Genomic DNA, 20,247 nt, shown 5'->3' on the forward strand with positions numbered 1-20,247 from the left:
AGGTCAACAAACGACAGAGCTCATTTATTCTCAAAAAACTAGCTTCGTGTAGGAAACATCCTCATACCTGGTGCTCACTGGCACAGAGACGCGAAAGGCGAGAGAAGCCTATTTGCAACCGGATTGAAACTTGCAACTATACTCGTCACGTGTCTACAATGAACTGGAACCTATTGACACTATATCTTTAGAGGAGTTGAAGCTAATATATGGCACAGACCAAGTACGGATATCCGCTTAAAGTTGGCGTACAGTTGCATCCTCAGCATACCAGCTATCAAGATTATGCAGAGGCAGTACATCACTTTGATGAAATGGGTGTAGACTCGCTCTTCAACTGGGACCATTTCTTTCCCCTTTATGGCGATCCCCAGGGCAACCACTTTGAAGGCTGGACACTGCTCACAGCAATGGCAACATTGACCAAGCGTGCCCAGGTTGGCTGCCTTGTAACCTGTAATACATATCGCAACCCCTCTCTGCTGGCCGATATGGCAAAGACGGTCGACCATATCAGCAACGGACGCTTGATTCTGGGCATCGGTGCTGGCTGGTTCGAGCGTGATTACACGGAATATAACTACGACTTCGGAACGGCTGGAAGCCGTCTGAAAGCCCTCGAAGAGGCGCTTCCCATCATCAAGAAGCGTTGGGAACAGGACGTTCCTAAGCCGATCCAAAGCCCTATTCCGATTCTCGTTGGTGGCGGAGGTGAGAAGAAGACGCTCCGCATCACCGCTCAGCACGCCAATATCTGGCACGGCTTCGGTGACCTGGATACCCTGCGTCACAAGATGGAGGTGCTGGACAACTGGTGCAAAGAGGTTGGGCGCAACCCCAACGAGATCGAGCGCTCCAGTGGCGCAGCCGCTGACTTCAAAGAAGGGGATCTCGATGCCGCTGTAGAAGCAGGTGTTACCCATTTCATCATGGGTATGCAGTCTCCCTGGGACTACAAGGCGGTTGAGAAGCTCATTCGCTGGCGCGATAGCCGCTCAAAGTAAATTTCCTTTATCACATAGAAGAGAAGGGCGAGCGCATCTAATGTGCTCGCCCTTCTCTTCTATATAATCAGCCTACTTGACGGCAGGCTGAGGTGTCCCATCGTGACCAGAGAGGTGGGCAGCCATAGAACCAAAAAATGGGAGCTTATAGGTCTTCCCGTTGGCGGCCATAATCATACAAACCAACCAACCAACGAATGCAAGACTGTTTAAGAGAAAGAAAGCGAGCATCAATCCCAGAATAAAAAAGCCATCCAGATGGGGAATACGCCCATAGATGTGCGAGCCCAGATCGCCTGTCAGAAACATGATAACATCAGCAAGATTGATGAAACCAAAGAAGAGTAGCGATTGCAGAGCATGGAAGCGCACATACTTATTCTGAAAACCGAAGAAGAGCAATACAAGGCCAGAGAACCAACCAACAAAGTAGCTCAGAGCGGCGGCCATTCGAGAACTGTTCGACTCGCCAACACGCATAAAGAGTGGTTGCCAGCCATAAAGCACATAACCTGAACCACCTTGAGGGGCCTGCTGTGGCGGTGGCATAACTTGCTCGCTACCCGGAACGCCAGATGCAAAATTGGTAGTGTGCATCGTTGGTTCCGCATATTCTTGGTTCAACGCACCTTCTGCCGCACCCGAATAACCTGATTCATAGAAGTATTGAGCCTGTACACTCGCTTGTGGCGGAATCTTTTCCCAAGACATAAACACTCTCCTGATTGTGTATCAAATGACCGGCAAGAGGTCAGAATAGAAGCTGTATCATACAGGTCAGAGCCCGGAGGATAACCTGTTTTGCCGCATTCGCATTAGGTTCATTGTTGATACTGTACCGCAGGAATGTCTCGGGTCTATCGCGAGAATGTCGCAAAGTTGTCGCAAAATGGGGATATATTAGAGCAGCAAAAAGCCGATACAGTCGCTTAACTGTACCGGCTTTTTGAGAAGGGTGACCGATGGGGCTTGAACCCACAACCGCTGGAGCCACAATCCAGAGCTCTGCCTATTGAGCTACGGCCACCATGCTTGCATGTTTTGCAACACGTCGATAGTATAGCGGAGGGCTTGCGACTTGTCAAGAGGTTTTAGCCATGAGATTCTGGTTTCAGCAAAGTTGTGTACCCTTGACAAGAGGGTACTCCTGCCATACACTCCTCAAGAGAAGTGTCTATCAGTGTTGATAGCGGATCAGAGACCAGTGCCGGATATCGATAGCGCGTACCCATTCACTCTCAACTGAGCAACAAGAAAAGGATCAAACGCTATGTCGCAGGGACCTAGAAGTCTATCGAAGGAGAGCGAGGCCAGCCAGCATGCCTATGAGGCAGACCTGGCTCAACTACCCCAATTGCCACCCGGCGTCTCTATTCCCGCACCCACGCAAACTCCCAGAAGACGCACCCGTTGGCCTGATGCCATAGATGTGATATTTGAGAAGGACCCGGCTTGCCATAACGTTTTCGAGGCTCTCACCTATCCAGGGCTCTGGGCCATTATCTATCACCGCATCGCACACGTGCTCTATCGTAGAGGTATCCCTCTCTTGCCTCACCTTATCTCTCAATTCGCGCGCTTCATCACAGGAGGCATCGAGATCCATCCAGGCGCACAAATTGGCAGACGCTTCTTTATCGACCATGGTGCCGGAGTCGTCATTGGTGAGACAGCGGTCATTGGCGATAACGTCATGCTCTACCACCATGTCACGCTAGGTGCGACTGGCTGGTGGCGTCCCAGCCCTGGACGCAAGCAGAAACGCCATCCCACCATTGAGGATGACGTCACGATTGGCGTGGGGGCTGCGGTCCTGGGGCCGATTACGATTGGACGGGGCAGCAAGATTGGCGCAATGGCAATGGTGCAAGAATCAGTCTCGCCAAATTCTGTTGTGGCCTCCAAGCCTGCCGAACTACTCATGAAAGGTGGAGCCCCTCTTGAGAAACATGAGGAGCTCACACAGGGCTGGAATGGCGAAATGGATTACCAGATCTGAGAGCAAGCCCTTCATTCGCCTGAGCGTCGCCGCCTGGGATGCTCAGGCATTGCTTCCCACAAGCTCCGTTTGAAGTGGAACCACATGGCGGCGACGCTAGCCGCCGTTCAGGCAACGTTGGCGAATGCATTTAGAGCAAGCTATCCCCACCACATCACGCATACGTAAGCAAGGTATCAATTACCATATCCCAGAAACGCGCGACATACAATGAGGTTCCAACACGTGCGTTAGGAGCACGCCCAAGCTTATGATAGACATCGCAGATGGTGCGCCCGGCAGACCACTTACCTTCCGTTTCGATCTCAACGCGCATCATCTGCCCTTCAATAATATCGGGCGAGATGACAGCAGCTACGGCACAGGGATCATGCACGGGAGGCGCGGCAAAGCCAAAGACCTGCTTGTAAGACTCGGCAAAATAGAGCAGAAGGTCGGCGGAAAAATTCGCAATGTGCCTCCTGGAGGCACGTAAGCGCTGAATGATATCCGGGGTTGCAAGGGCCTGGTGCGTCACCTCCAGGGGAATCAACGTAATGGGAATTCCACTATCAAAGACCTGGCAGGCAGCCTTAGGATCAAACCAGATGTTAAACTCAGCAGCGGGGGTCGTATTCCCCAGGCCAATCGCGCCTCCCATCATTGAAATCGCCTTGATCTTCCCCTTGAGGTGGGGCGCGCGTATCAGGACTGTCGCGATATTGGTCAGGGGGCCAGTCGCAACGAGCGTAATGGGGTCTTCGGAATGACTCAAGAGATCAATTATCAGGTCAACCGCGTGTTGAGGCGCAAGCGTGAAATCAGGTTCGGGAATGTGCGGTCCATCCAGACCCGTTACGCCATGAATGTCCGCCGCATATTCAGATGGGCGTACCAGAGGCTTCTCCATACCACGCGCGACCGGGATATGATGTATTCCAGCCAGAGAACAGACCTTGAGCGCGTTACGTGCTGTCTTCTCCACAGCCTGATTACCAGCTACTGTCGTCACAGCCAGTAGCTCAATCGCGGGATGATGAGCAGCCAGTAAGAGAGCAATGGCGTCATCATGCCCAGGATCACAGTCTAGAATGATCTTATGAACCATAAAGATCTTCCCTTTCATCTCGCGCATTGGATACAAGCATCAATTATCCAGGTAAATCATACGCGCAACGCAATACACTCAGAATTATGAATAGATACTAGCATATTCTCACAGGCTCTCGTCAACTCAATATATGGCCTCATTTACCCGCTCACAGAGCTTTCCCTCGACGCTCTCACTAAATCCTTGCTATAATGACCGTGCATTAGTTGTTCAAACAGAGCAACGCAAACGACACCTATGTGCCCAGGCAGGCAGACTGACCAGGGTACATCTTTCGGGGGAAAAGCATTGGCATCCTTACGTTCCGGTAATCTGCTTATTGGTCAATCCGGTGGCGCGACCGCCGTGATTAACGCAAGCCTGGTGGGAGCGGTCGAGGCGGCTCTGAATGATACGCGCATCAAAGGCGTGTATGGCATGCATTATGGAATCGCCGGCCTGTTGAACGAAGATCTGCTCGACCTACGACAACAACCCGACACGCTCTGGCCTCAACTTCTTTATACACCTTCCGCCGCGCTCGGCTCCTGCCGCTACAAGCTGAAAGAGCAGGACATTGAGAAGGCGCTTACTATTTTTCGTCGCTACGATATTCGTTATCTGCTCTATATTGGGGGAAATGATTCTGCCGATACGGCCCATCGTCTTGCCCTGGCCGCACGCAAGAGCAATTATGAGCTCTACGCGATTAGCATTCCCAAGACGATTGATAATGATCTCCCCTTCACGGATCACAGCCCCGGCTATGGGAGCGCAGCCCGCTTTCTCGCCACAGCGACACAAGACTCAACTATGAATACCCTCTCGATGCCAAGCCACTACCCGGTCAAAATCATCGAGACCATGGGGCGCAACGCTGGCTGGCTAGCGGCATCCTCGGCTTTGGGAAAGCACGACGAGTCTGACGCTCCCCATATTATCCTGATCCCAGAACAGACTTTCAGAGCAGAGCGCTTTCTCGCTCAGGTCGAAGAAGCATATCGACGTTACGGATATGTCGTAGTCGTAGCCTCCGAGGCCTTACGTGATGAGCAAGGGCAGGCGCTAGGCGCGTCGGGGCAGGTGGGGGTAGATGCCTTCCAGCATCCTTTGTTGAGCGGAACAGCACAAGCGCTGGTGGAACTGGTCAAGCAAGAACTTCACCTGCGGGCACGCTTTGATAAACCGGGCGACTTCCAACGCATGTCGTCTCGCTACGCGTCGCCAGTTGATCGCCAGGAAGCCTATCTCGTCGGGCAAGAGGCAGTAAAGGCAGCTTTACGGGGCGAGAATGATAAAATGATAACACTGGTGCGTCATGATGAACCGACCTACCACTGCTCAACCGGACTGGTCGATCTCAAAAACGTCGCTAACGTGCAACATCTCATTCCTGAGACATACTTTGATGCACACAACGCGATGGTGACGCCAGCCTTTTATACATACGCACAACCGCTCATTGGCGAGCCACTAACGCGTTACCCGCGCGTGGACACAACGAAGGTCATAACACTATGAGCACACTTACACGAGCCATTGTCGTCGTTCTGGATGGGGTAGGCGCAGGAGCAAATCCTGATAGCGCCGCCTATGGTGACGAAGGCGCGAGTTCACTAGAACATTGCGCGCAGGCCATAGGCGGTCTTGCGCTCCCCAACCTGGGAAGTATTGGTCTGGGCAATGTAACACCTATGCAGGGCACTCCACCACAAGAAGCTCCTCTAGGCGCATTCGGACGCATGAATGAGACCGCAGCAGGCAAAGATAGTGTAGCGGGACACTGGGAACTTACTGGCGTAGCCCTTCCTAAACCATTGCCAACCTACCCGCAAGGCTTCCCACCCGAGGTAGTCTCCGCCTTTGAAGAGGCAAGTGGGCATAAAGTCATTGGCAATAAGGTCGCGTCTGGCACCGAGATTATCAAGGAGCTTGGCGAGGAACATGTACGCTCAGGAAGACCCATTCTCTATACCTCAGCGGATAGCGTCTTCCAGATCGCCGCGCACCAGGATGTTGTGCCCCTTGAAGAACTCTATCGCATCTGCCAGATCGCGCGCGATATGCTAACAGGAGAGCACGCCGTTGGGCGCGTTATCGCACGCCCCTTTATCGGCACACCTGGGAACTTTACCCGCACAGAGCATCGGCGCGACTTCGCACTGGAGCCTATGGGAACTACCCTGCTCGACTTGCTAAAGGCTGGCGGACGCGATGTAATTGGGATTGGGAAAATAGAAGATCTCTTTGCTGGGCGTGGCCTGACAGAACGCGACCATACAGAGACCAATGCCGAAGGCATGGCCTCAACCTTACGCTGGCTGAAGCGTGACTTTAACGGTTTGCTCTTCGTGAATCTGGTAGAATTTGATATGTTATGGGGCCATCGACGCGATAGCCAGGGATACGCACAAGCACTTCGCGAGGTAGACGACTGGTTTGGTCAAATAAAGCATGCCCTACGACCGGGAGACGCGATCTTCTTCTCAGCAGATCATGGTGTAGATCCAACCTATCGTGGAACAGATCATACACGCGAGTGCGTCCCACTGCTGGCCTACGGTCCTGCTGTACGTGCAGGGGTTGACCTGGGAACGCGCGCTTCAATGGCTGATCTGGGACAAACGCTAGCTGAGGTCTTCCAGGTTGGGACGCTCAATGCAGGTACCAGTTTCGCACAAGAGCTTGGCTTACGGTAAACTCTTCTAAAGGCGTAAATAGCGCGTAGAATATCCGACAGAAAGGATAGCGCTCCTCTAGCTACGGTTAAGAATGTGGAGCATCGGCAAAGTCATGACTGAACTACAACGCGATAATCGAGCAAGCAGTACGTCCACGCTACATGGACCGCGCATCACGTTGCGTCGTCCAACCATGCAGGATGCACACCATGTTTTTCACTGGGAACGCGATGATGAGGTGTGGCGCTACGATCCCTATCGCCCGTATTCACGCACTATGGCTGAGTTTATTCCCGTTTTTGAGCGCAATTATGTGAAAGGAAATGGACGCCAATTCTGGTTTATCATTGAGGATGAAGAGCATACCCCTATCGGAACCATTACATACTTTAACCTGGATTACCGAGGCGGGCAGGTAGAGGTGGGCCTGGGAATTGGCAACAAACAGCGGTGGGGACGGGGCTATGGCTCCGAAGCAATTCGTACAGTCGTTGACTATCTGTTTAGTATGCCATTCCTTGGACGCGTCTATGCCGAAACAGCTATGGCTAATACGCCTTCCAGACGCGCCTTCGCCAGAAGCCATTTCACCGAAGTGGGACAAATCTACGATCCTCGCAGTTCCGGCGAACCCTGGGTCCTTATAGAAATTACACGGGCCGACTGGCAGAAGTCGCGCCATACGTAGCAACCAGACAATCTCATTTTCATCGTGGTATATATAGAAAGGAGACGCGCGGGAACAAAGACAATATAGCGACCCGCGCGAGACTGTAATGAGTACACAAGCAAGCATCGACCCCTCTATCTTTGGGGCATATGACATTCGTGGCGTGTATGGTGAGAAACTGACTGAAGAAACCGCCTACATCATTGGGCGTGCCGCTGGTCAATATCTTGACGTACCAGAGATCGCAGTAGGCCGCGATATGCGTCTCTCCTCACCTCAACTGGCAGCCAACCTGATCCGGGGTCTAACCGATCAGGGTGTCAATGTCATTGATCTGGGATTGGTCACGACCGACGCCCTCTATTTTGCCGTTGGCAAGTTCAATTATGCCGCCGGAGTCATGATTACAGCATCCCATAATCCGGGCAAGTACAACGGCATGAAGTTCTGCCGTGCACAGGCATACCCTATCAGCCGTGATACCGGCCTGGGCGAGATCCGCGATCTGGCAGTCAAGGGCCAGTTCAGCGAGCCAACGCAAAAGGGCGAGGTCAGCAAGCAAGATATTACCGATGCCTACGTTCAGCACGCCCTCTCTTTCATCGACATCAAGAAGATCAAGCCACTCAAGATCGTCGCGGACGCAGGCAATGGTATGGCAGGCCTGATGCTGCCTCACGTCTTCAAACATCTCCCCTGCGAGTTGGTACCGCTCTACTTTGAACTGGACGGCTCCTTCCCCAATCATCCCGCCAGCCCAATCGAGCCAGAGAATATGGTCGACGTTCAGAAGAAGGTACGCGAGACCAATGCCGATATGGGTGTGGCCTTCGATGGCGATGCCGACCGCATGTTCCCTGTAGATGAGCATGGCGATCTGGTAGATGGCTCAATGGTGACGCTGGCAGTAACCAATAGTCTCCTGCAAAAGCAGCCAGGGTCGACCATCCTCTACAATCTGATCGTTAGCCGCGCCGTGCCTGAACTGGTCGAGAAACTTGGCGGAAAATCAGGCCGCACACGAGTTGGGCACTCATTCATCAAGGCTCAGATGCGCGATGAGAACGCGATCTTCGGCGGCGAGCACTCGGGGCACTTCTACTTCCGCGACAACTGGTATGCCGATTCAGGTCTGATCGCCTTCCTCATTATGCTCGAACTGGTTTCCACTGAGGACAAACCTCTCTCAGAGGCCATCAAACCCCTGGATATCTACTACCGTAGCGGCGAGATTAATAGCACTGTTCAGGATGCCCAGGCAAAGATCGCGCAGGTCAAAGAGCACTTTGGCAAGCAGGCCAGGTCCGTAGATACGCTGGACGGCGTTAGCGTGGACTATGGTGACTGGTGGTTCAATGTTCGCGCCTCCAACACAGAGCCGCTACTCCGCCTAAATCTTGAGGCGAAAAATCCGTCCCTTATGGAGCAGAAACGCGATGAGGTGTTGAGCTTTATTCGCGGCTAATTCTTCTCAACCTGGAACACCTCGTCGCCCAAGCCAGGCTGCATGTCGATTGCAACATGCAGCCTGGCGCAAATGGCGCACATGTAAAGACAACTCTGGGTATCAACACAAGCGAAACACGGACTATTTCGCCAGTTACCACAGTTTCTACCAGGCACCCCTGTTACTTCTCCTCTCTCTCATAGGCATAACCTTAATAACATTCGCGGAGCACCAGCAGCCTAAGCTTATCCTTGACACTCTTGCAGTGAAGTGCTAGCATGACTTCAGTTGCATCAACCGACTCCTTGCCCGATTCTTGCAATTGCTGTATCCCCTGGTGGATCGCGCCTTGTGCCATTACCGCCATGCACGTTCCGCGTTAGGGGCTGCTCAAGATGGTGTTATGAAGCGGGCATTCGATATGCGGTCAACATTCGTACAAGGGGAGTAGCATTTTGAAGATCCACGAATATCAGGCCAAAGAAGTCCTGGCTCGTTACGGCATCCCGGTCCAGCCCGGAAAGGTCGCAGCCACGCCAGAAGAGGCCGAAGCCATCGCCCAGGAGTTGGGCGGACCCGTCGTTATCAAAGCCCAGGTCTATGTTGGTGGGCGCGGTAAGGCCGGCGGCATCCAATTTGGTGACACACCAGAGGAGGCTCGCGCCTCAGCACAGCGTGTTCTGGGCATGAATATCAAAGGGCTAACCGTAGAGAAAGTCCTTGTCACCTCTAAGATTGAAATCAAAGAAGAGTACTACCTGGGCATCGTACATGATCGCAAGTCACAGACACCCGTGGTCATGGTATCGAAGGAAGGTGGTATCGATATTGAAGAGGTCGCTGCAACTCACCCCGAAAAGATCATCAAATATCCCATAGATATGCGTTGGGGGCTACGCCCCTTTGAAGCACTCAACATTATCTCCCAGGCTGGTCTGCCCACAAAAGCTCTACGCCCTGCAGCAGCCATCCTGACCAATCTGGCAAAAGCCTATATTGGCTCCGATGCACAGCTCGCTGAGATTAACCCTCTCGCTCTCACTGCTGACGGGAAAGTCATGGCAGCCGACGCAAAAATCCTGATCGACGACAACGCGCTTTACCGCCAGAAGGAATACGCCTCCTGGGCGGAGCCAGAGGACGCCAATTCTATCGAGTACGAGGCCCGGCAAGAAGGTCTGACCTATGTGAAGCTCGATGGAGACGTAGGGATCATCGGCAATGGCGCGGGTCTCGTCATGACGACCCTCGATATGGTCGCTCGCTCTGGTGGCAAGCCCGCGAACTTCCTCGATATCGGCGGCGGCGCAAAGGCAGAGGTCATGTATAAGGCACTCACCTTTGTCGCGCGCGACCCCCAGGTCAAAGGTATTCTTGTCAATATCTTCGGCGGCATTACACGCGGCGAAGAGGTAGCGCGGGGCGTCATCATGGCGCAGAATGAGCTACCCGCAGGCATGCCCATTGTGGTCCGCCTCTCAGGCACAGGCGCGGAAGAAGGTCGCGCTTTGCTCAAAGACGCCGGACTTGATTGGGGCCAGGACATGCGCGACGCCGCACAGAAGATTGTCGCCGCGACGAACGCGCGCGCGTAGAGAGAGGTCAGGATATGAGCATTCTATTAGATAAAAGCACGCGCGTCATTGTACAGGGTATCACTGGACGCGAGGGCCAATATCACACCCACAATATGATCGCGGCAGGTACCACTGTTGTCGGCGGCGTCACGCCCGGCAAAAGTGGTCAAGAGGTCGAAGGCGTTCCCGTCTTCGACACCGTCGCAGAGGCTAAGGCCGCCACAGATGCCAATGCAACCTGCATCTTTGTGCCACCCGCTGGAGCCGCGGACGCCATCGAAGAGGCAGCTACGGCTGGAATTGAACTCATCATCTGTATTACCGAGGGCATTCCCGTTGTCGATATGACACGCGCCATGCTGGTCGTACGCGAAAAGGGCGCGCGCCTGATCGGCCCTAACTGCCCAGGACTCTGCACTCCAGGGCATGGGAAGATCGGTATCATCCCTTATGGCATGTTCACGCCGGGACCAGTGGGCTTCATCTCGCGCTCTGGCACGCTGACCTATGAGGTCGTCTCTCTACTAACCGAAGCAGGTCTAGGACAGTCCACCTGCATTGGTATTGGTGGCGATCCCATTATCGGCTCGACCTTCGCCGATTACCTCAAGCTCTTCGACGAGGACCCTCAGACCGAAGTCGTAGTCATGTGCGGCGAAATCGGCGGGAGTGATGAAGAGGATGCTGCCGAGTATATCCGAACTCAGATGAAGAAACCAGTAGTGGCCTTCATCTCCGGGCGCACAGCCCCTCCCGGAAAACGGATGGGACACGCGGGCGCGATTGTTTCCGGCAATACCGGAACCGCACAGGGTAAGGTCGAAGCACTTCAGGCAGCGGGAGTACCCGTCGCGGATACCATCTTCGATGTCACAACCCTTGTCAAACAAGTCCTAAACAGCTAAAATTCTCTGTAACGTTTCCCACTACACCTTATGAGAATGCCAGAGCACCAGAGGCTTTCATAATAAGGCCTCAGAGGGAACACAGAGAAACTATCAGCTTGCCATACATCTTAGGACATTCAGGAAGCATTCCTTAACGACCGTTGAGGAATGCTTCCTGATGAAGGATATTAAAACATGACCACGGCCCTTATTTACGATCCAATCTTTCTGGAACATATCACGCCTGAGCAGCATCCAGAACGACCACAGCGTCTCGACGAGTCAATGAAGCTGCTAGAAGCTCTTGACTGGCTAAAGCGCGACGACCTGGTACAGCTCGCGCCACGCGCCGCCACAATAGACGAGCTCGCGGCAGTCCATGAGCGACAATATATCCAGGAAGTCGAGGCAGCAAGCAAAGACGCGGCCAGAATAGAGGCCACAGGTGGTCGCAAAACACAGTTCTTTGCCACTGATACCTATGTCTCCGCGAAGAGTTATGAAGCCGCTCTCAAGGCCGCTGGAGCACCTCTAACTGCTATCGATGCCCTACTCAAAGGCGAAATCAAAAACGCCTACTGCCTCGTACGCCCTCCGGGCCATCATGCCGTCGCCGAATCGGCAATGGGCTTCTGCCTCTTCAATAACGTCGCGGTCGCGGCACGCTATGCAATCGAACATCATGGTCTCGAACGCGTGATGATCATTGATTACGACGTGCATCACGGCAATGGAACCCAGGAGATGTTCTATGATGACCCACGCGTGCTCTACTTCTCAATACACCAGGCTCCTTTCTATCCTGGCACGGGCGCTTCGACAGAACTAGGCGAGGGCGATGCCGTAGGTACAACGGTCAATGTTCCCCTGCCAGCTCAGACTGGCTATCATGTCTATGAAGCAGTCTTCCGCCAGGTTATGGCTCCGATTATGGATCGCTTTGATCCGCAACTGATATTGGTATCGGCGGGCTTCGATGCACATTGGGACGATCCCATCGGCGATATGTTCCTCTCGACCGCCGCCTTCTTCCAGTTAAATAAGATCATCCTCGATAATGCACAGCAAATCTGCGATGGACGCGTGATTATGGTACAAGAGGGTGGCTACAGTATTAGCGCGCTGGAAGCTGGCGTCGCGACGTCCATCAATCAGTTGTTGGGAGGCAATGCCGCCGTAGACGACCTGGGGCAGGCTCCCGATATGAACTATCAATTGAACCTCGATGTGCTCATTGGTGAGTTGAGGCGGATACATGGACTCAAAGGCTATCGTATGCGCCATAAGCCCAAACCCGATATTGAGCGCCTGCGCCGCGAAGTGAAGGGGCCTGAAGCAGACAAGAAATAAGGCTTGATGCGAGAACATGGGTCGCGAATGCCCGGTTCTCATACAAAAAAACGCCTGAACAGGAAGAAGGCAACACAGCATGGCTGCAAGTTCCAGGCATGTGCGCTTACTGACACCAGGGGATGTTCCCCTGGTTGAGCGCATGATACGCACCTCTGAATACATTTACCAGCGCTTCACACCCGAGGAACTTCCCCTGATGATCGAGCGCTACCCAGCCATCGGCGAACTCCATAACACGTCGCTACATGGCTTCCTCTTATCTCAGATTACGACTCCCACTGTAGCCTGGATTAGTGGGTTTGGCGTGAGCTGGTCCGAGAGCAAGCATTACATTCGCATGCTTGACACCCTCGTTGGGCATCTCAACACGCATTTGAGCACACGCGGCACGCAAGATCTCTACTATTCAGGAAACGACATGGCGCGCGACTGGCTTCGCCCGGTCCTGCTCGCGCGTGGTTTTCAGACCTATTGTGACCTCTATGCCTATGACAAATATGACTATACGATTCCCTCGTCAGGCAATGAGCAGGTGACTATCCGCCCTGTCCATCTGGCTTCTACGCTGGAGGCAAACGACGACTCACAGGCCCTGCTCGCAATCGAGCAAGCTTGCTTTAGTGAGCTCTGGCGCTATGATCCTCTCTCATTCCGCGACATTGCCAGTTCACATCCCTATTTTGTGGTCGCCGAGGTTAACGGCGAGGTGGTGGGCTACCAGTTCAACACTGTCGAGGCGGACTATGGCTACTTGATTCGTATCGCGGTTCATCCCGCCTATGAGCATCGGGGCATTGGGATACGCCTGATGGCTGAGGCAATTCGTTTCTTCGCTCGCGAACGAGTCTCACGTATCATGCTCAATACGGAGAAAGACAACATCCACGCCCATCGCCTCTATGAATGGTTTGGATTTGTCAGGCTGGCGCAAAGTGGCTTCGTTCTCCGCCAGCCCCTCCCTTAGTCCCCCCTCGCACTTTCTGAACTAGACAAACTATAAAGGACCCAGGAGATAGCGCACAATAAGGGGATTGGCCTTGTTCTTCACTGGAAGCGGGAATGGTTGCCCGGTTCGCACATAGGGATAGACCTGCTGGAACGTCGTATCATTGATAAGAATATTGTTATCAGAGACGTTGTTCTGCAAACGCGAGGCCACATTCACAACATCGCCTATGGCGGTATAGTGTTGCATACGCTCTTGTGAGCCAATATTCCCCACTGTGGCAGGCCCTGTATTCACCCCAAAACCAAAGGAAATGAAGCGCTCTTCGGGCCATGACTGTTGATACTCCTGCACAGCCATCCGCATCTTCCAGGCCGACCGCACGGCGCGAAGTGCATGTTGCTCTTGAGGCAAGGGTGCGTTAAAAATCGCCATCACAGCGTCACCAAGGAAGGCTGTAATGGTGCCCTCCTCCTCCCAAATTGCCTCGCTCATAATCCGCATATAGCGATTGATCATATCCATCACGGCCTCAGGTGGCCTAGTTTCGCTTAAGCGCGTAAAGCCGCGAATATCCGCGAAGATTACCGAAATTTCTTTGGTCTCTCCACCCAAATTAAGCGCGTTCTTATCGCGGATGAGTTGCTTGACGACGTTAGGATGCACATAGCGCTCAAAGATACCGCGTATCTTTTTGATCTCGGCTTCCGAGCGCTTCAATTCCGTCCGATCATCAATCACCAGTGCGGCCCCAATTGGCTCTCCTTGCGTATCGCGGAGCGAGGAGACATAGATATTCAGGCTGAAGGGGCCATTTAGACGATTAGGAATAATGCAGTTTTCGACGGAACTGGGAACGAATGTGCCATTGGCATGCAAATCAGCGTGCTCCAGAGCATTGCGAAGCAGGTCGATCAAACCAAGTTGCGCCAGCGGGGCGAAGACCTCGGTATAATGCTTGCCTATTGCAGGTTTGTTGTTCAGGTGAAGAATAAGACCAGCGGCAGCGTTGAAGGTTGTCACAAGCCCACGCGAGTCAGTCGTCACCACGCCATTAGCAATGGAAGCAAAGATATTGTCCATATACTGCTTGTCTTCTTTGACCTGCTGCATAGCATGATTCAGGTCAGCGAAGAGGCGCGCGTTATCGATGGCAATAGCAGCCTGATTGCAAAAGGCCATCAACAATTCCAGGTGCGGCTGGCGGAAGAGATTAGCAGTAACACGACTATCAACATAGACCGCGCCGATGCAATGATTACGCACGACCAGGGGAACACACATGATCGAGCGAATGCCGAAAGCCAGAATACTCTCCTGACCGCTCAGCGAGGAATCCATCTTGGCATCATCAGCCAAAAGCGGCTCCTGTGTGCTGATAACTCGATTGACAGTCCCCCGGCTGATACCAGCGGTCGCGAACTCGCTTTCGGGAATCGTGCGCGCCTGCTTATCACGCGCGATAGTAAACTCCAATTCCCTGGTTCGTGGATTGACGAGCATCAAGAAACCACGCTCAGCATTAACAAACTCAATCACACGATCCATGACCAGCGTCAGAACCTCGTCAAACTCCAGTGTTGAATTCAGGGTACGTGCGATGTCGGCAAGCAGATCTTGTTCGGCTCGCTGCTTTTTCAGGATTGTGATGTTGGTCTGCAATTCGGCGCGCTCGCGCTCGAATACCGCCCGCGTGACGGCGCCCTTACCCCGCCCACTAGCAGGTGGCTGATTGGTATAACGTTTGAGGGCCTGACTATTGCGCCCTAGTTCCAGGTCAGCCGTACGCGAGATGAGTAGGGCATCCATCAAGAGCTTGACACGCGGATCGCTTACCTGGCTAGCGTAGGTGCCTTCGACGGCGACCTCAAGCTTCTCTGTATGCTCATGCAACAGGCGCGAAATGCGCATCAGCGCCTCACTAATTTCATGTAAATTGTTCATTTCAAGCGCTTGTGACACGAGGCATCCTCCAGCTTCACCAAACAGCTATACTATAGGAAATTGGTCTGCCTTTCATTCGTCTGAGCGAAGCTAGCCGCTGACTGGCGAGAGCCGGCCCCGAATGAGGGTTGACGAATGCTTACAATTGATACTTGCGGGGAGTCCGTTTTTGCGTAGGCAAAACGGATGGACATGACTACTTAAAGTGATAGCTCATGCCCATCATTATACCATACCCGTAGCATTCGAGAACTAGATGCTGTGCTGCTCAAAATAGGCCTTGAAAGATTGGGGAACAAAACCAAAATCGCGCTCAACACTATTGAGATCAGTTGTGTTATCGAAGGAAAAGAGCGTCATTGCCGCTCGCGTCAATGGCGGCTTCGGTAAGACAGTTTCCATGACAGCCGCTCCAACAGCGACCAGGGGGGTAGGAGCATATATCTTCGGACGCGTCTTGCCCATTGTCTTAAGCAGGACGTCAAAGATTTGCGTAAAGGAATAGTATTCGGGACCACCAATGGTATAGGTCTTGCCCTGAGTGCGTGCTGGATCATCAAGCACTTTTAGGATGACTGTCACAACATCCTCAACGTAGATAGGCTGAAACATGATCTTCCCTCCCCCAATCAGTGGCACAACTGGTGCACTCACGATGAGATCCGTCAGCCCTACGATAAAGGGCGCACCTTTGCCAAACAGCACTGAAGGTTGAATGATAGTCCAAACCAGCGAACTCGCCTTAAGCGCCTGTTCAGCTAGATAGCGCCCCTGCATATAGCTGCCTATCTTATCTGGCTTTGTGCCGAGGCCACTAATCTCAATCATACGTTTCACCCCAGCGCCCTCCGCTGCGTGAATCAGGTTGCGTGTACCATCAACGTTAGTCTCATTGTAGTGATTGTTTGGTGTCTCCTTGCGGTCGGCAGTCATAAAGGCCGCATGGACGATAGTCTCTATACCCTGTAAGGCCGCCGCGAGCGTTTCAGGGCGTGTCGTGGCTCCTTCTACGAGTTCGACCTTGTCAGCAGGCAAGACCTGCTTCGCTTTCTGTGTATCGCGAACAAGGCAACGCACTTGTTCACCTCGCTCGGCCAGGCGCTTGACAAGATGAGTACCAATATAGCCAGTTGCTCCAGTCACCAGAATCATACAATATTCCTCCTTACCCCTATTGGACGTACAATAATGCATCTTCAGGTCTATCTTCTCTCGCCACCCATGATGGCTCGTTGGTATCAAGAAAATGTGTCCAGCTAGCAAGGGACCTGAATAGTCACTCACAGTATAGTTAGAACGCCCATAGAGATGAAAGAAGATAGAAGGATGAGTCGTGCCGTGAGCATATTAATGACTCTTAGGGTGAGCATACTCATGAAATAAAGGCACTCAGACAAGCGTACCAGCAGGCAGGACAATCTGTACAGTAACACCATTATCAGGCTCACTCTTGACGGATAGACTTCCCCCGACGATAGCCAGGAGAGCGCTATGCGTTAGCAATCCGCCCCCGGTTCCGGTAGTGGAGCTACTCGCAGAGAGAATGCCAACGCCATTATCAGCAACAGTCACCGCCAGATCCGGCATGCAGGTAGCAGTCAAAGTCAGCTTGAGCTTACGGTGGATATCAGTTCCTCGAGCATGTCGAGCGGCATTACGGAGAGCTTCCTGCACAGCGGCAAAGATAAGCTCGGCAATCGCGGGCGGCACCAGATCGTCAATCTGGCGTGCGGTAGCATCAGAAACCTGCCACGATACTTCGTCAAACGACTGACGGAAGTCCTGCGCAATAAGTGTATGGATGGCCTGCATCATCCCATCACGCTCCAGGCGATGAGGAGCACTGGTCACAGTAGCTCGCATCATCGCTGCCAATTGGCGATGCGCCCCACTGATGATACTCACGGCTTCGTTGAGCGCCACATCTGCCTGTGGAGGCCCTGCGATACTCTGGCGACCATCTACGAAGGGGCGCAACGTCTCCAGCTTTAAAAGCGCCAGGTGCATCTGGGGAAGAATCTCGTCGTGCAGCACACGACGCTGCTGCGCGCCTAACAATTTCACATCTACCGTTCTTCGCCGAAGGAGGCCCGCAACAGCCAACATCGCCTCATGGTCGCGCAGAGTATCCAGAATGCGCTGTCCGCAGGCATGGGCCAGATCCATATCCTCATCGGTAAATCCTGCTCCATCCTCGCGTGGGCCGAGATAGAGTTTCGCCACCAGACCAAGTTCATCATAGATTGGCACCACCCAACAAATAGCCTCATGCCCATGTAGTAGGATACGAATGCGGTATGCCTGAACGCGTGGCTGTTTACGCCCACCCTGGCTGTTTAGCCTCAGTGGGGGCTTTGAAGCCATGCGTTGCCGACCCCATAACGCACTCTCCTGTTTCTCATCCTCCTCACCTACATTCCAGCGATAGCTAAAGCGCCTCTTGACAGAGCCAGCCAGAACATCCAGGCGCGCGCACTGCACCGCCAACACATCTTTGCAGAGATGGAAGAACAGATCCTCCATGTTCTGCTCCGTCTTGCGTAAATCGGTCTTGAGCCAGTGACTCAGGTTCGTACTACGCAGAAAAGGCCGAAGCATACTAATATAGCGGTCGTGAGCGGTGTAGGAACTCCAGGTAAAGAGCGCGTAAATCCCTGTAGTGACCAGCGTCACTAGCAAGAGTCCACTAACATTGGTGCGCGTAATCGCAACAAACACAGCCACAAATAGGGCGACCACACTGGCGACAATCACGATACCTCGCCATTGCTCAAAGAACCCCCGGCGTGCCAGAGGGCGCTCAATCAAGATGCCATGACGTACAATAGAGTATCCAATCAAGAGTAGGACGCAGGCGACCGCACCCACAGCCAGAATATCGATGAGCATTAAGTTAAAAGGCAGCATCTCGGCCTGTGGTCCGCTGACAGTGGGAGGCGAGATGCGCCCATGTCTGAGCCAGTTGAACATGGACCAGACCCCTAACCCACCCAGACTCGTTGTCAAAGCAACCATTAAGAGCGCCGCCAGGAGCAAGCCAGGTCGCGCCTGATGCCATGATAATACTGGTTCTTCTAGTTGCTCAGTCTCGGTCTTATCCTCCCAGAAGGCATCAATCAGTCCGCTTCGTAACGACCTCCCACGCAAACGATTGCGCCCCCCAAAGAGGAAGAGGATAGCCACTTTGATCAACCGGGCAACTCTGCCAGGCGTAAACCAGGGACCAATAGCACAAAACGTCACATAGACGAGGAAGACGATTGGCAAGAGAATCAGCGGAGAAAGGACACCTGTATTAGTATCCTGTGGGATGTCGTCATACGCGAAGAGACGAATGGAGCGAGCGAAGGTAAAGGTTGCCTGATTGAACAAAAGCAGAACCAGTACACACGTTCCCAATAGCCCACTTACAATGAGGAGCAAAGGGCGTCGCCTCTCCCATTGGGGATTTATAAGTGAGGCATAATGCAGACCAATCATAAACCAGATATAGGGCACACCTAGAGCCGGAAGCCAGATCAAACGCCACAGAAAATCTGCCGATACCAGAGAAGCTGTCTGTGAGTATGGTCCAGAAATGAGCAGAGCATGTATGAAGAAGAAGAGAGCCGAGAGGCTCAAGCCAACCACACCTACGCGCGCGATCAGACTACGTCTATCACCATTCAACCAGACAGTACAGGCCAGCCACAAGAATGAGACCAGGTTAAAGATAGAGAGAGCCAGTGCCAGGACATGGGTCAGTTGCATAATACCACAGTTATTCACAGCAATAATCTAACTTTAAGTAAAAAGTGGGACCCATTCGCCTCTCCGATCTTGCGCGAGCGGTGTGCCACCCTCGTCCCACATAATCAATCTGTTGTGCAGGTAAATCAGGGTAGCTCTCGCCCGAGCGACCTTGTCATCGACGGCGTTCTCACTCAGGCCCCAGGCGGCATAGATACGCCCGTTGGTGCGACTGACAGCCCGTTTATCATGCAGGTTAAGACGGGAAGCGATCTGCTCATTGGTCATTCCCTGCGCCATCAGTTCAGCTACTCGAAGTTCATTTGGCTCTAGCAGAGCACGAGGCGATTGCTCATCCAGGTCACGTACCTCCTGCACCCGATCCTCAATCTCAGGATCAACCAGGCTCCGCCCATTAACGGCATCCTTGAGCAGAGGTACCAGCATACTGGGTAGTAAATAATTACTCTTGCGCACGTAGGCATAGTGCGTCAGAATACCGGAAGCCCGAAATTCACGGTAATATTCATCGTCATCCTGAATGGAATAGAAAACAACCGGCATACGTGGACGCTCGCGGCGAATCGCTATTGCTGCCGCGACGCCGCTCATGGCCTTTCGTCCCACCTGCGGATCTTGCAGTTGCACATCCATGAGAATAACATCCATGTCTACTTCAAGCGCGCGCGCCAACGCCTCACGCCCCGTAGCCGCCTCCATCACAACCTGTACGCTACCAGTCGCCTCCAACCCTTCACGCAATGCGTTGCGCAACGGCCCATGATCATCGACAAGTAATACCTTAATCGGAGCCATAGCTTCCTTCTCTCATCTAGCGCCCCTGAGTTAGCCCGTGCATATTTCCTCACGCTCCATCTTCAGGTAGGCACCAACACAATACCAACTAGTGCTCGCCATCTATACCAACATCAGTATAGCAA

At 53.1% G+C, this 20,247-nt stretch carries 17 protein-coding genes and 1 tRNA gene; 10 read left to right on the plus strand and 8 right to left on the minus strand.

Annotated features, from left to right (window positions below; all coding sequences use genetic code 11):
- The first annotated feature begins 209 nt into the window (after positions 1-209).
- Complete coding sequence (locus K3T82_RS40780; RefSeq protein WP_220199226.1) at positions 210-1,004, plus strand: LLM class F420-dependent oxidoreductase; 795 nt, start codon at positions 210-212, stop codon at positions 1,002-1,004.
- 72 nt (positions 1,005-1,076) lie between these two features.
- Here K3T82_RS40780 and K3T82_RS40785 read toward each other — a convergent pair whose 3' ends face one another.
- Together K3T82_RS40785 and K3T82_RS40790 are read right to left on the minus strand one after the other, a co-directional pair.
- Positions 1,077-1,715 carry a DUF4870 domain-containing protein gene (locus tag K3T82_RS40785; protein ID WP_220199227.1) on the minus strand — a complete coding sequence of 213 codons (639 nt, stop codon included), beginning with the start codon at positions 1,713-1,715 and terminating at the stop codon, positions 1,077-1,079.
- A gap of 243 nt (positions 1,716-1,958) precedes the next feature.
- A tRNA-His gene (locus tag K3T82_RS40790) sits at positions 1,959-2,031 on the minus strand.
- Between the two features lie 243 nt (positions 2,032-2,274).
- Here K3T82_RS40790 and epsC point away from each other — a divergent pair.
- Positions 2,275-3,003, plus strand: a complete 729-nt coding sequence (epsC, locus tag K3T82_RS40795; protein ID WP_220199228.1) for a serine O-acetyltransferase EpsC — start codon at positions 2,275-2,277, stop codon at positions 3,001-3,003.
- A 154-nt stretch (positions 3,004-3,157) separates the two neighbouring features.
- Here epsC and K3T82_RS40800 read toward each other — a convergent pair whose 3' ends face one another.
- Positions 3,158-4,090 carry a nucleoside hydrolase gene (locus K3T82_RS40800; protein WP_220199229.1) on the minus strand — a complete coding sequence of 311 codons (933 nt, stop codon included), beginning with the start codon at positions 4,088-4,090 and terminating at the stop codon, positions 3,158-3,160.
- Positions 4,091-4,381: 291 nt separating this feature from the next.
- Here K3T82_RS40800 and K3T82_RS40805 point away from each other — a divergent pair, with 291 nt between their 5' ends.
- The 4 genes from K3T82_RS40805 (at position 4,382) to K3T82_RS40820 (ending at position 8,888) form a co-directional block, all read left to right on the plus strand.
- A complete protein-coding gene (locus K3T82_RS40805) occupies positions 4,382-5,593 on the plus strand; it encodes a 6-phosphofructokinase (protein ID WP_236031861.1) in 1,212 nt (403 codons plus the stop codon).
- Complete coding sequence (locus tag K3T82_RS40810) at positions 5,590-6,771, plus strand: phosphopentomutase (RefSeq protein WP_220199231.1); 1,182 nt, start codon at positions 5,590-5,592, stop codon at positions 6,769-6,771. Before K3T82_RS40805 ends, K3T82_RS40810 begins: the two co-directional genes overlap by 4 nt.
- 94 nt (positions 6,772-6,865) lie before the next feature.
- Positions 6,866-7,441, plus strand: coding sequence for a GNAT family N-acetyltransferase (locus K3T82_RS40815; RefSeq protein ID WP_220199232.1), 576 nt, complete (start codon positions 6,866-6,868; stop codon positions 7,439-7,441).
- 88 nt (positions 7,442-7,529) lie between these two features.
- A complete protein-coding gene (locus K3T82_RS40820; protein ID WP_220199233.1) occupies positions 7,530-8,888 on the plus strand; it encodes a phosphohexomutase domain-containing protein in 1,359 nt (452 codons plus the stop codon).
- A gap of 193 nt (positions 8,889-9,081) precedes the next feature.
- Here K3T82_RS40820 and K3T82_RS40825 read toward each other — a convergent pair whose 3' ends face one another.
- Complete coding sequence (locus K3T82_RS40825) at positions 9,082-9,237, minus strand: hypothetical protein (RefSeq protein WP_220199234.1); 156 nt, start codon at positions 9,235-9,237, stop codon at positions 9,082-9,084.
- 88 nt (positions 9,238-9,325) lie between these two features.
- Between K3T82_RS40825 and sucC the strand changes: the two genes are divergently transcribed.
- The 4 genes from sucC to K3T82_RS40845 all read left to right on the plus strand — a co-directional run bounded on the left by sucC (position 9,326) and on the right by K3T82_RS40845 (position 13,651).
- On the plus strand, positions 9,326-10,465 hold the full coding sequence (gene sucC / locus K3T82_RS40830; protein WP_220199235.1) for an ADP-forming succinate--CoA ligase subunit beta: 1,140 nt from the start codon (positions 9,326-9,328) through the stop codon (positions 10,463-10,465).
- A gap of 14 nt (positions 10,466-10,479) precedes the next feature.
- On the plus strand, positions 10,480-11,352 hold the full coding sequence (sucD, locus tag K3T82_RS40835; RefSeq protein ID WP_220199236.1) for a succinate--CoA ligase subunit alpha: 873 nt from the start codon (positions 10,480-10,482) through the stop codon (positions 11,350-11,352).
- A gap of 177 nt (positions 11,353-11,529) precedes the next feature.
- Positions 11,530-12,684 carry a histone deacetylase family protein gene (locus K3T82_RS40840; RefSeq protein ID WP_220199237.1) on the plus strand — a complete coding sequence of 385 codons (1,155 nt, stop codon included), beginning with the start codon at positions 11,530-11,532 and terminating at the stop codon, positions 12,682-12,684.
- A gap of 79 nt (positions 12,685-12,763) precedes the next feature.
- Positions 12,764-13,651 (plus strand): GNAT family N-acetyltransferase, encoded by an 888-nt coding sequence (locus K3T82_RS40845; protein ID WP_220199238.1) that lies wholly within the window; start codon positions 12,764-12,766, stop codon positions 13,649-13,651.
- Positions 13,652-13,681: 30 nt separating this feature from the next.
- On the opposite strand, the gene K3T82_RS40850 is transcribed toward K3T82_RS40845, so the two are convergent.
- The 4 genes from K3T82_RS40850 to K3T82_RS40865 all read right to left on the minus strand — a co-directional run bounded on the left by K3T82_RS40850 (position 13,682) and on the right by K3T82_RS40865 (position 20,122).
- The gene (locus K3T82_RS40850) at positions 13,682-15,595 is read right to left on the minus strand and encodes an adenylate/guanylate cyclase domain-containing protein (RefSeq protein WP_220199239.1); all 1,914 of its coding nucleotides are present in this window, start codon (positions 15,593-15,595) and stop codon (positions 13,682-13,684) included.
- Between the two features lie 234 nt (positions 15,596-15,829).
- Positions 15,830-16,729, minus strand: coding sequence for an SDR family oxidoreductase (locus tag K3T82_RS40855; protein WP_220199240.1), 900 nt, complete (start codon positions 16,727-16,729; stop codon positions 15,830-15,832).
- Between the two features lie 237 nt (positions 16,730-16,966).
- Entirely contained in the window at positions 16,967-19,327 is a 2,361-nt protein-coding gene (locus K3T82_RS40860; protein ID WP_220199241.1) for a sensor histidine kinase, read from the minus strand.
- 33 nt (positions 19,328-19,360) lie between these two features.
- On the minus strand, positions 19,361-20,122 hold the full coding sequence (locus tag K3T82_RS40865) for a response regulator transcription factor (protein ID WP_220199242.1): 762 nt from the start codon (positions 20,120-20,122) through the stop codon (positions 19,361-19,363).
- Between the last annotated feature and the right edge of the window lie 125 nt (positions 20,123-20,247).

It is taken from the genome of Ktedonospora formicarum, from assembly GCF_016587355.1.
Classification (GTDB): domain Bacteria; phylum Chloroflexota; class Ktedonobacteria; order Ktedonobacterales; family Ktedonobacteraceae; genus Ktedonobacter; species Ktedonobacter formicarum.

What these genes read in the sequence shown, in the direction of transcription:
- K3T82_RS40780 (WP_220199226.1), top strand. Translation starts at nt 210, where the DNA reads ATGGCACAGACCAAGTACGGATATCCGCTTAAAGTTGGCGTACAGTTG.
- K3T82_RS40785 (WP_220199227.1), bottom strand. Translation starts at nt 1,715, where the DNA reads ATGTCTTGGGAAAAGATTCCGCCACAAGCGAGTGTACAGGCTCAATAC.
- epsC (WP_220199228.1), top strand. Translation starts at nt 2,275, where the DNA reads ATGTCGCAGGGACCTAGAAGTCTATCGAAGGAGAGCGAGGCCAGCCAG.
- K3T82_RS40800 (WP_220199229.1), bottom strand. Translation starts at nt 4,090, where the DNA reads ATGGTTCATAAGATCATTCTAGACTGTGATCCTGGGCATGATGACGCC.
- K3T82_RS40810 (WP_220199231.1), top strand. Translation starts at nt 5,590, where the DNA reads ATGAGCACACTTACACGAGCCATTGTCGTCGTTCTGGATGGGGTAGGC.
- K3T82_RS40815 (WP_220199232.1), top strand. Translation starts at nt 6,866, where the DNA reads ATGACTGAACTACAACGCGATAATCGAGCAAGCAGTACGTCCACGCTA.
- K3T82_RS40820 (WP_220199233.1), top strand. Translation starts at nt 7,530, where the DNA reads ATGAGTACACAAGCAAGCATCGACCCCTCTATCTTTGGGGCATATGAC.
- K3T82_RS40825 (WP_220199234.1), bottom strand. Translation starts at nt 9,237, where the DNA reads ATGGCGGTAATGGCACAAGGCGCGATCCACCAGGGGATACAGCAATTG.
- sucD (WP_220199236.1), top strand. Translation starts at nt 10,480, where the DNA reads ATGAGCATTCTATTAGATAAAAGCACGCGCGTCATTGTACAGGGTATC.
- K3T82_RS40840 (WP_220199237.1), top strand. Translation starts at nt 11,530, where the DNA reads ATGACCACGGCCCTTATTTACGATCCAATCTTTCTGGAACATATCACG.
- K3T82_RS40845 (WP_220199238.1), top strand. Translation starts at nt 12,764, where the DNA reads ATGGCTGCAAGTTCCAGGCATGTGCGCTTACTGACACCAGGGGATGTT.
- K3T82_RS40855 (WP_220199240.1), bottom strand. Translation starts at nt 16,729, where the DNA reads ATGATTCTGGTGACTGGAGCAACTGGCTATATTGGTACTCATCTTGTC.
- K3T82_RS40860 (WP_220199241.1), bottom strand. Translation starts at nt 19,327, where the DNA reads ATGCAACTGACCCATGTCCTGGCACTGGCTCTCTCTATCTTTAACCTG.
- K3T82_RS40865 (WP_220199242.1), bottom strand. Translation starts at nt 20,122, where the DNA reads ATGGCTCCGATTAAGGTATTACTTGTCGATGATCATGGGCCGTTGCGC.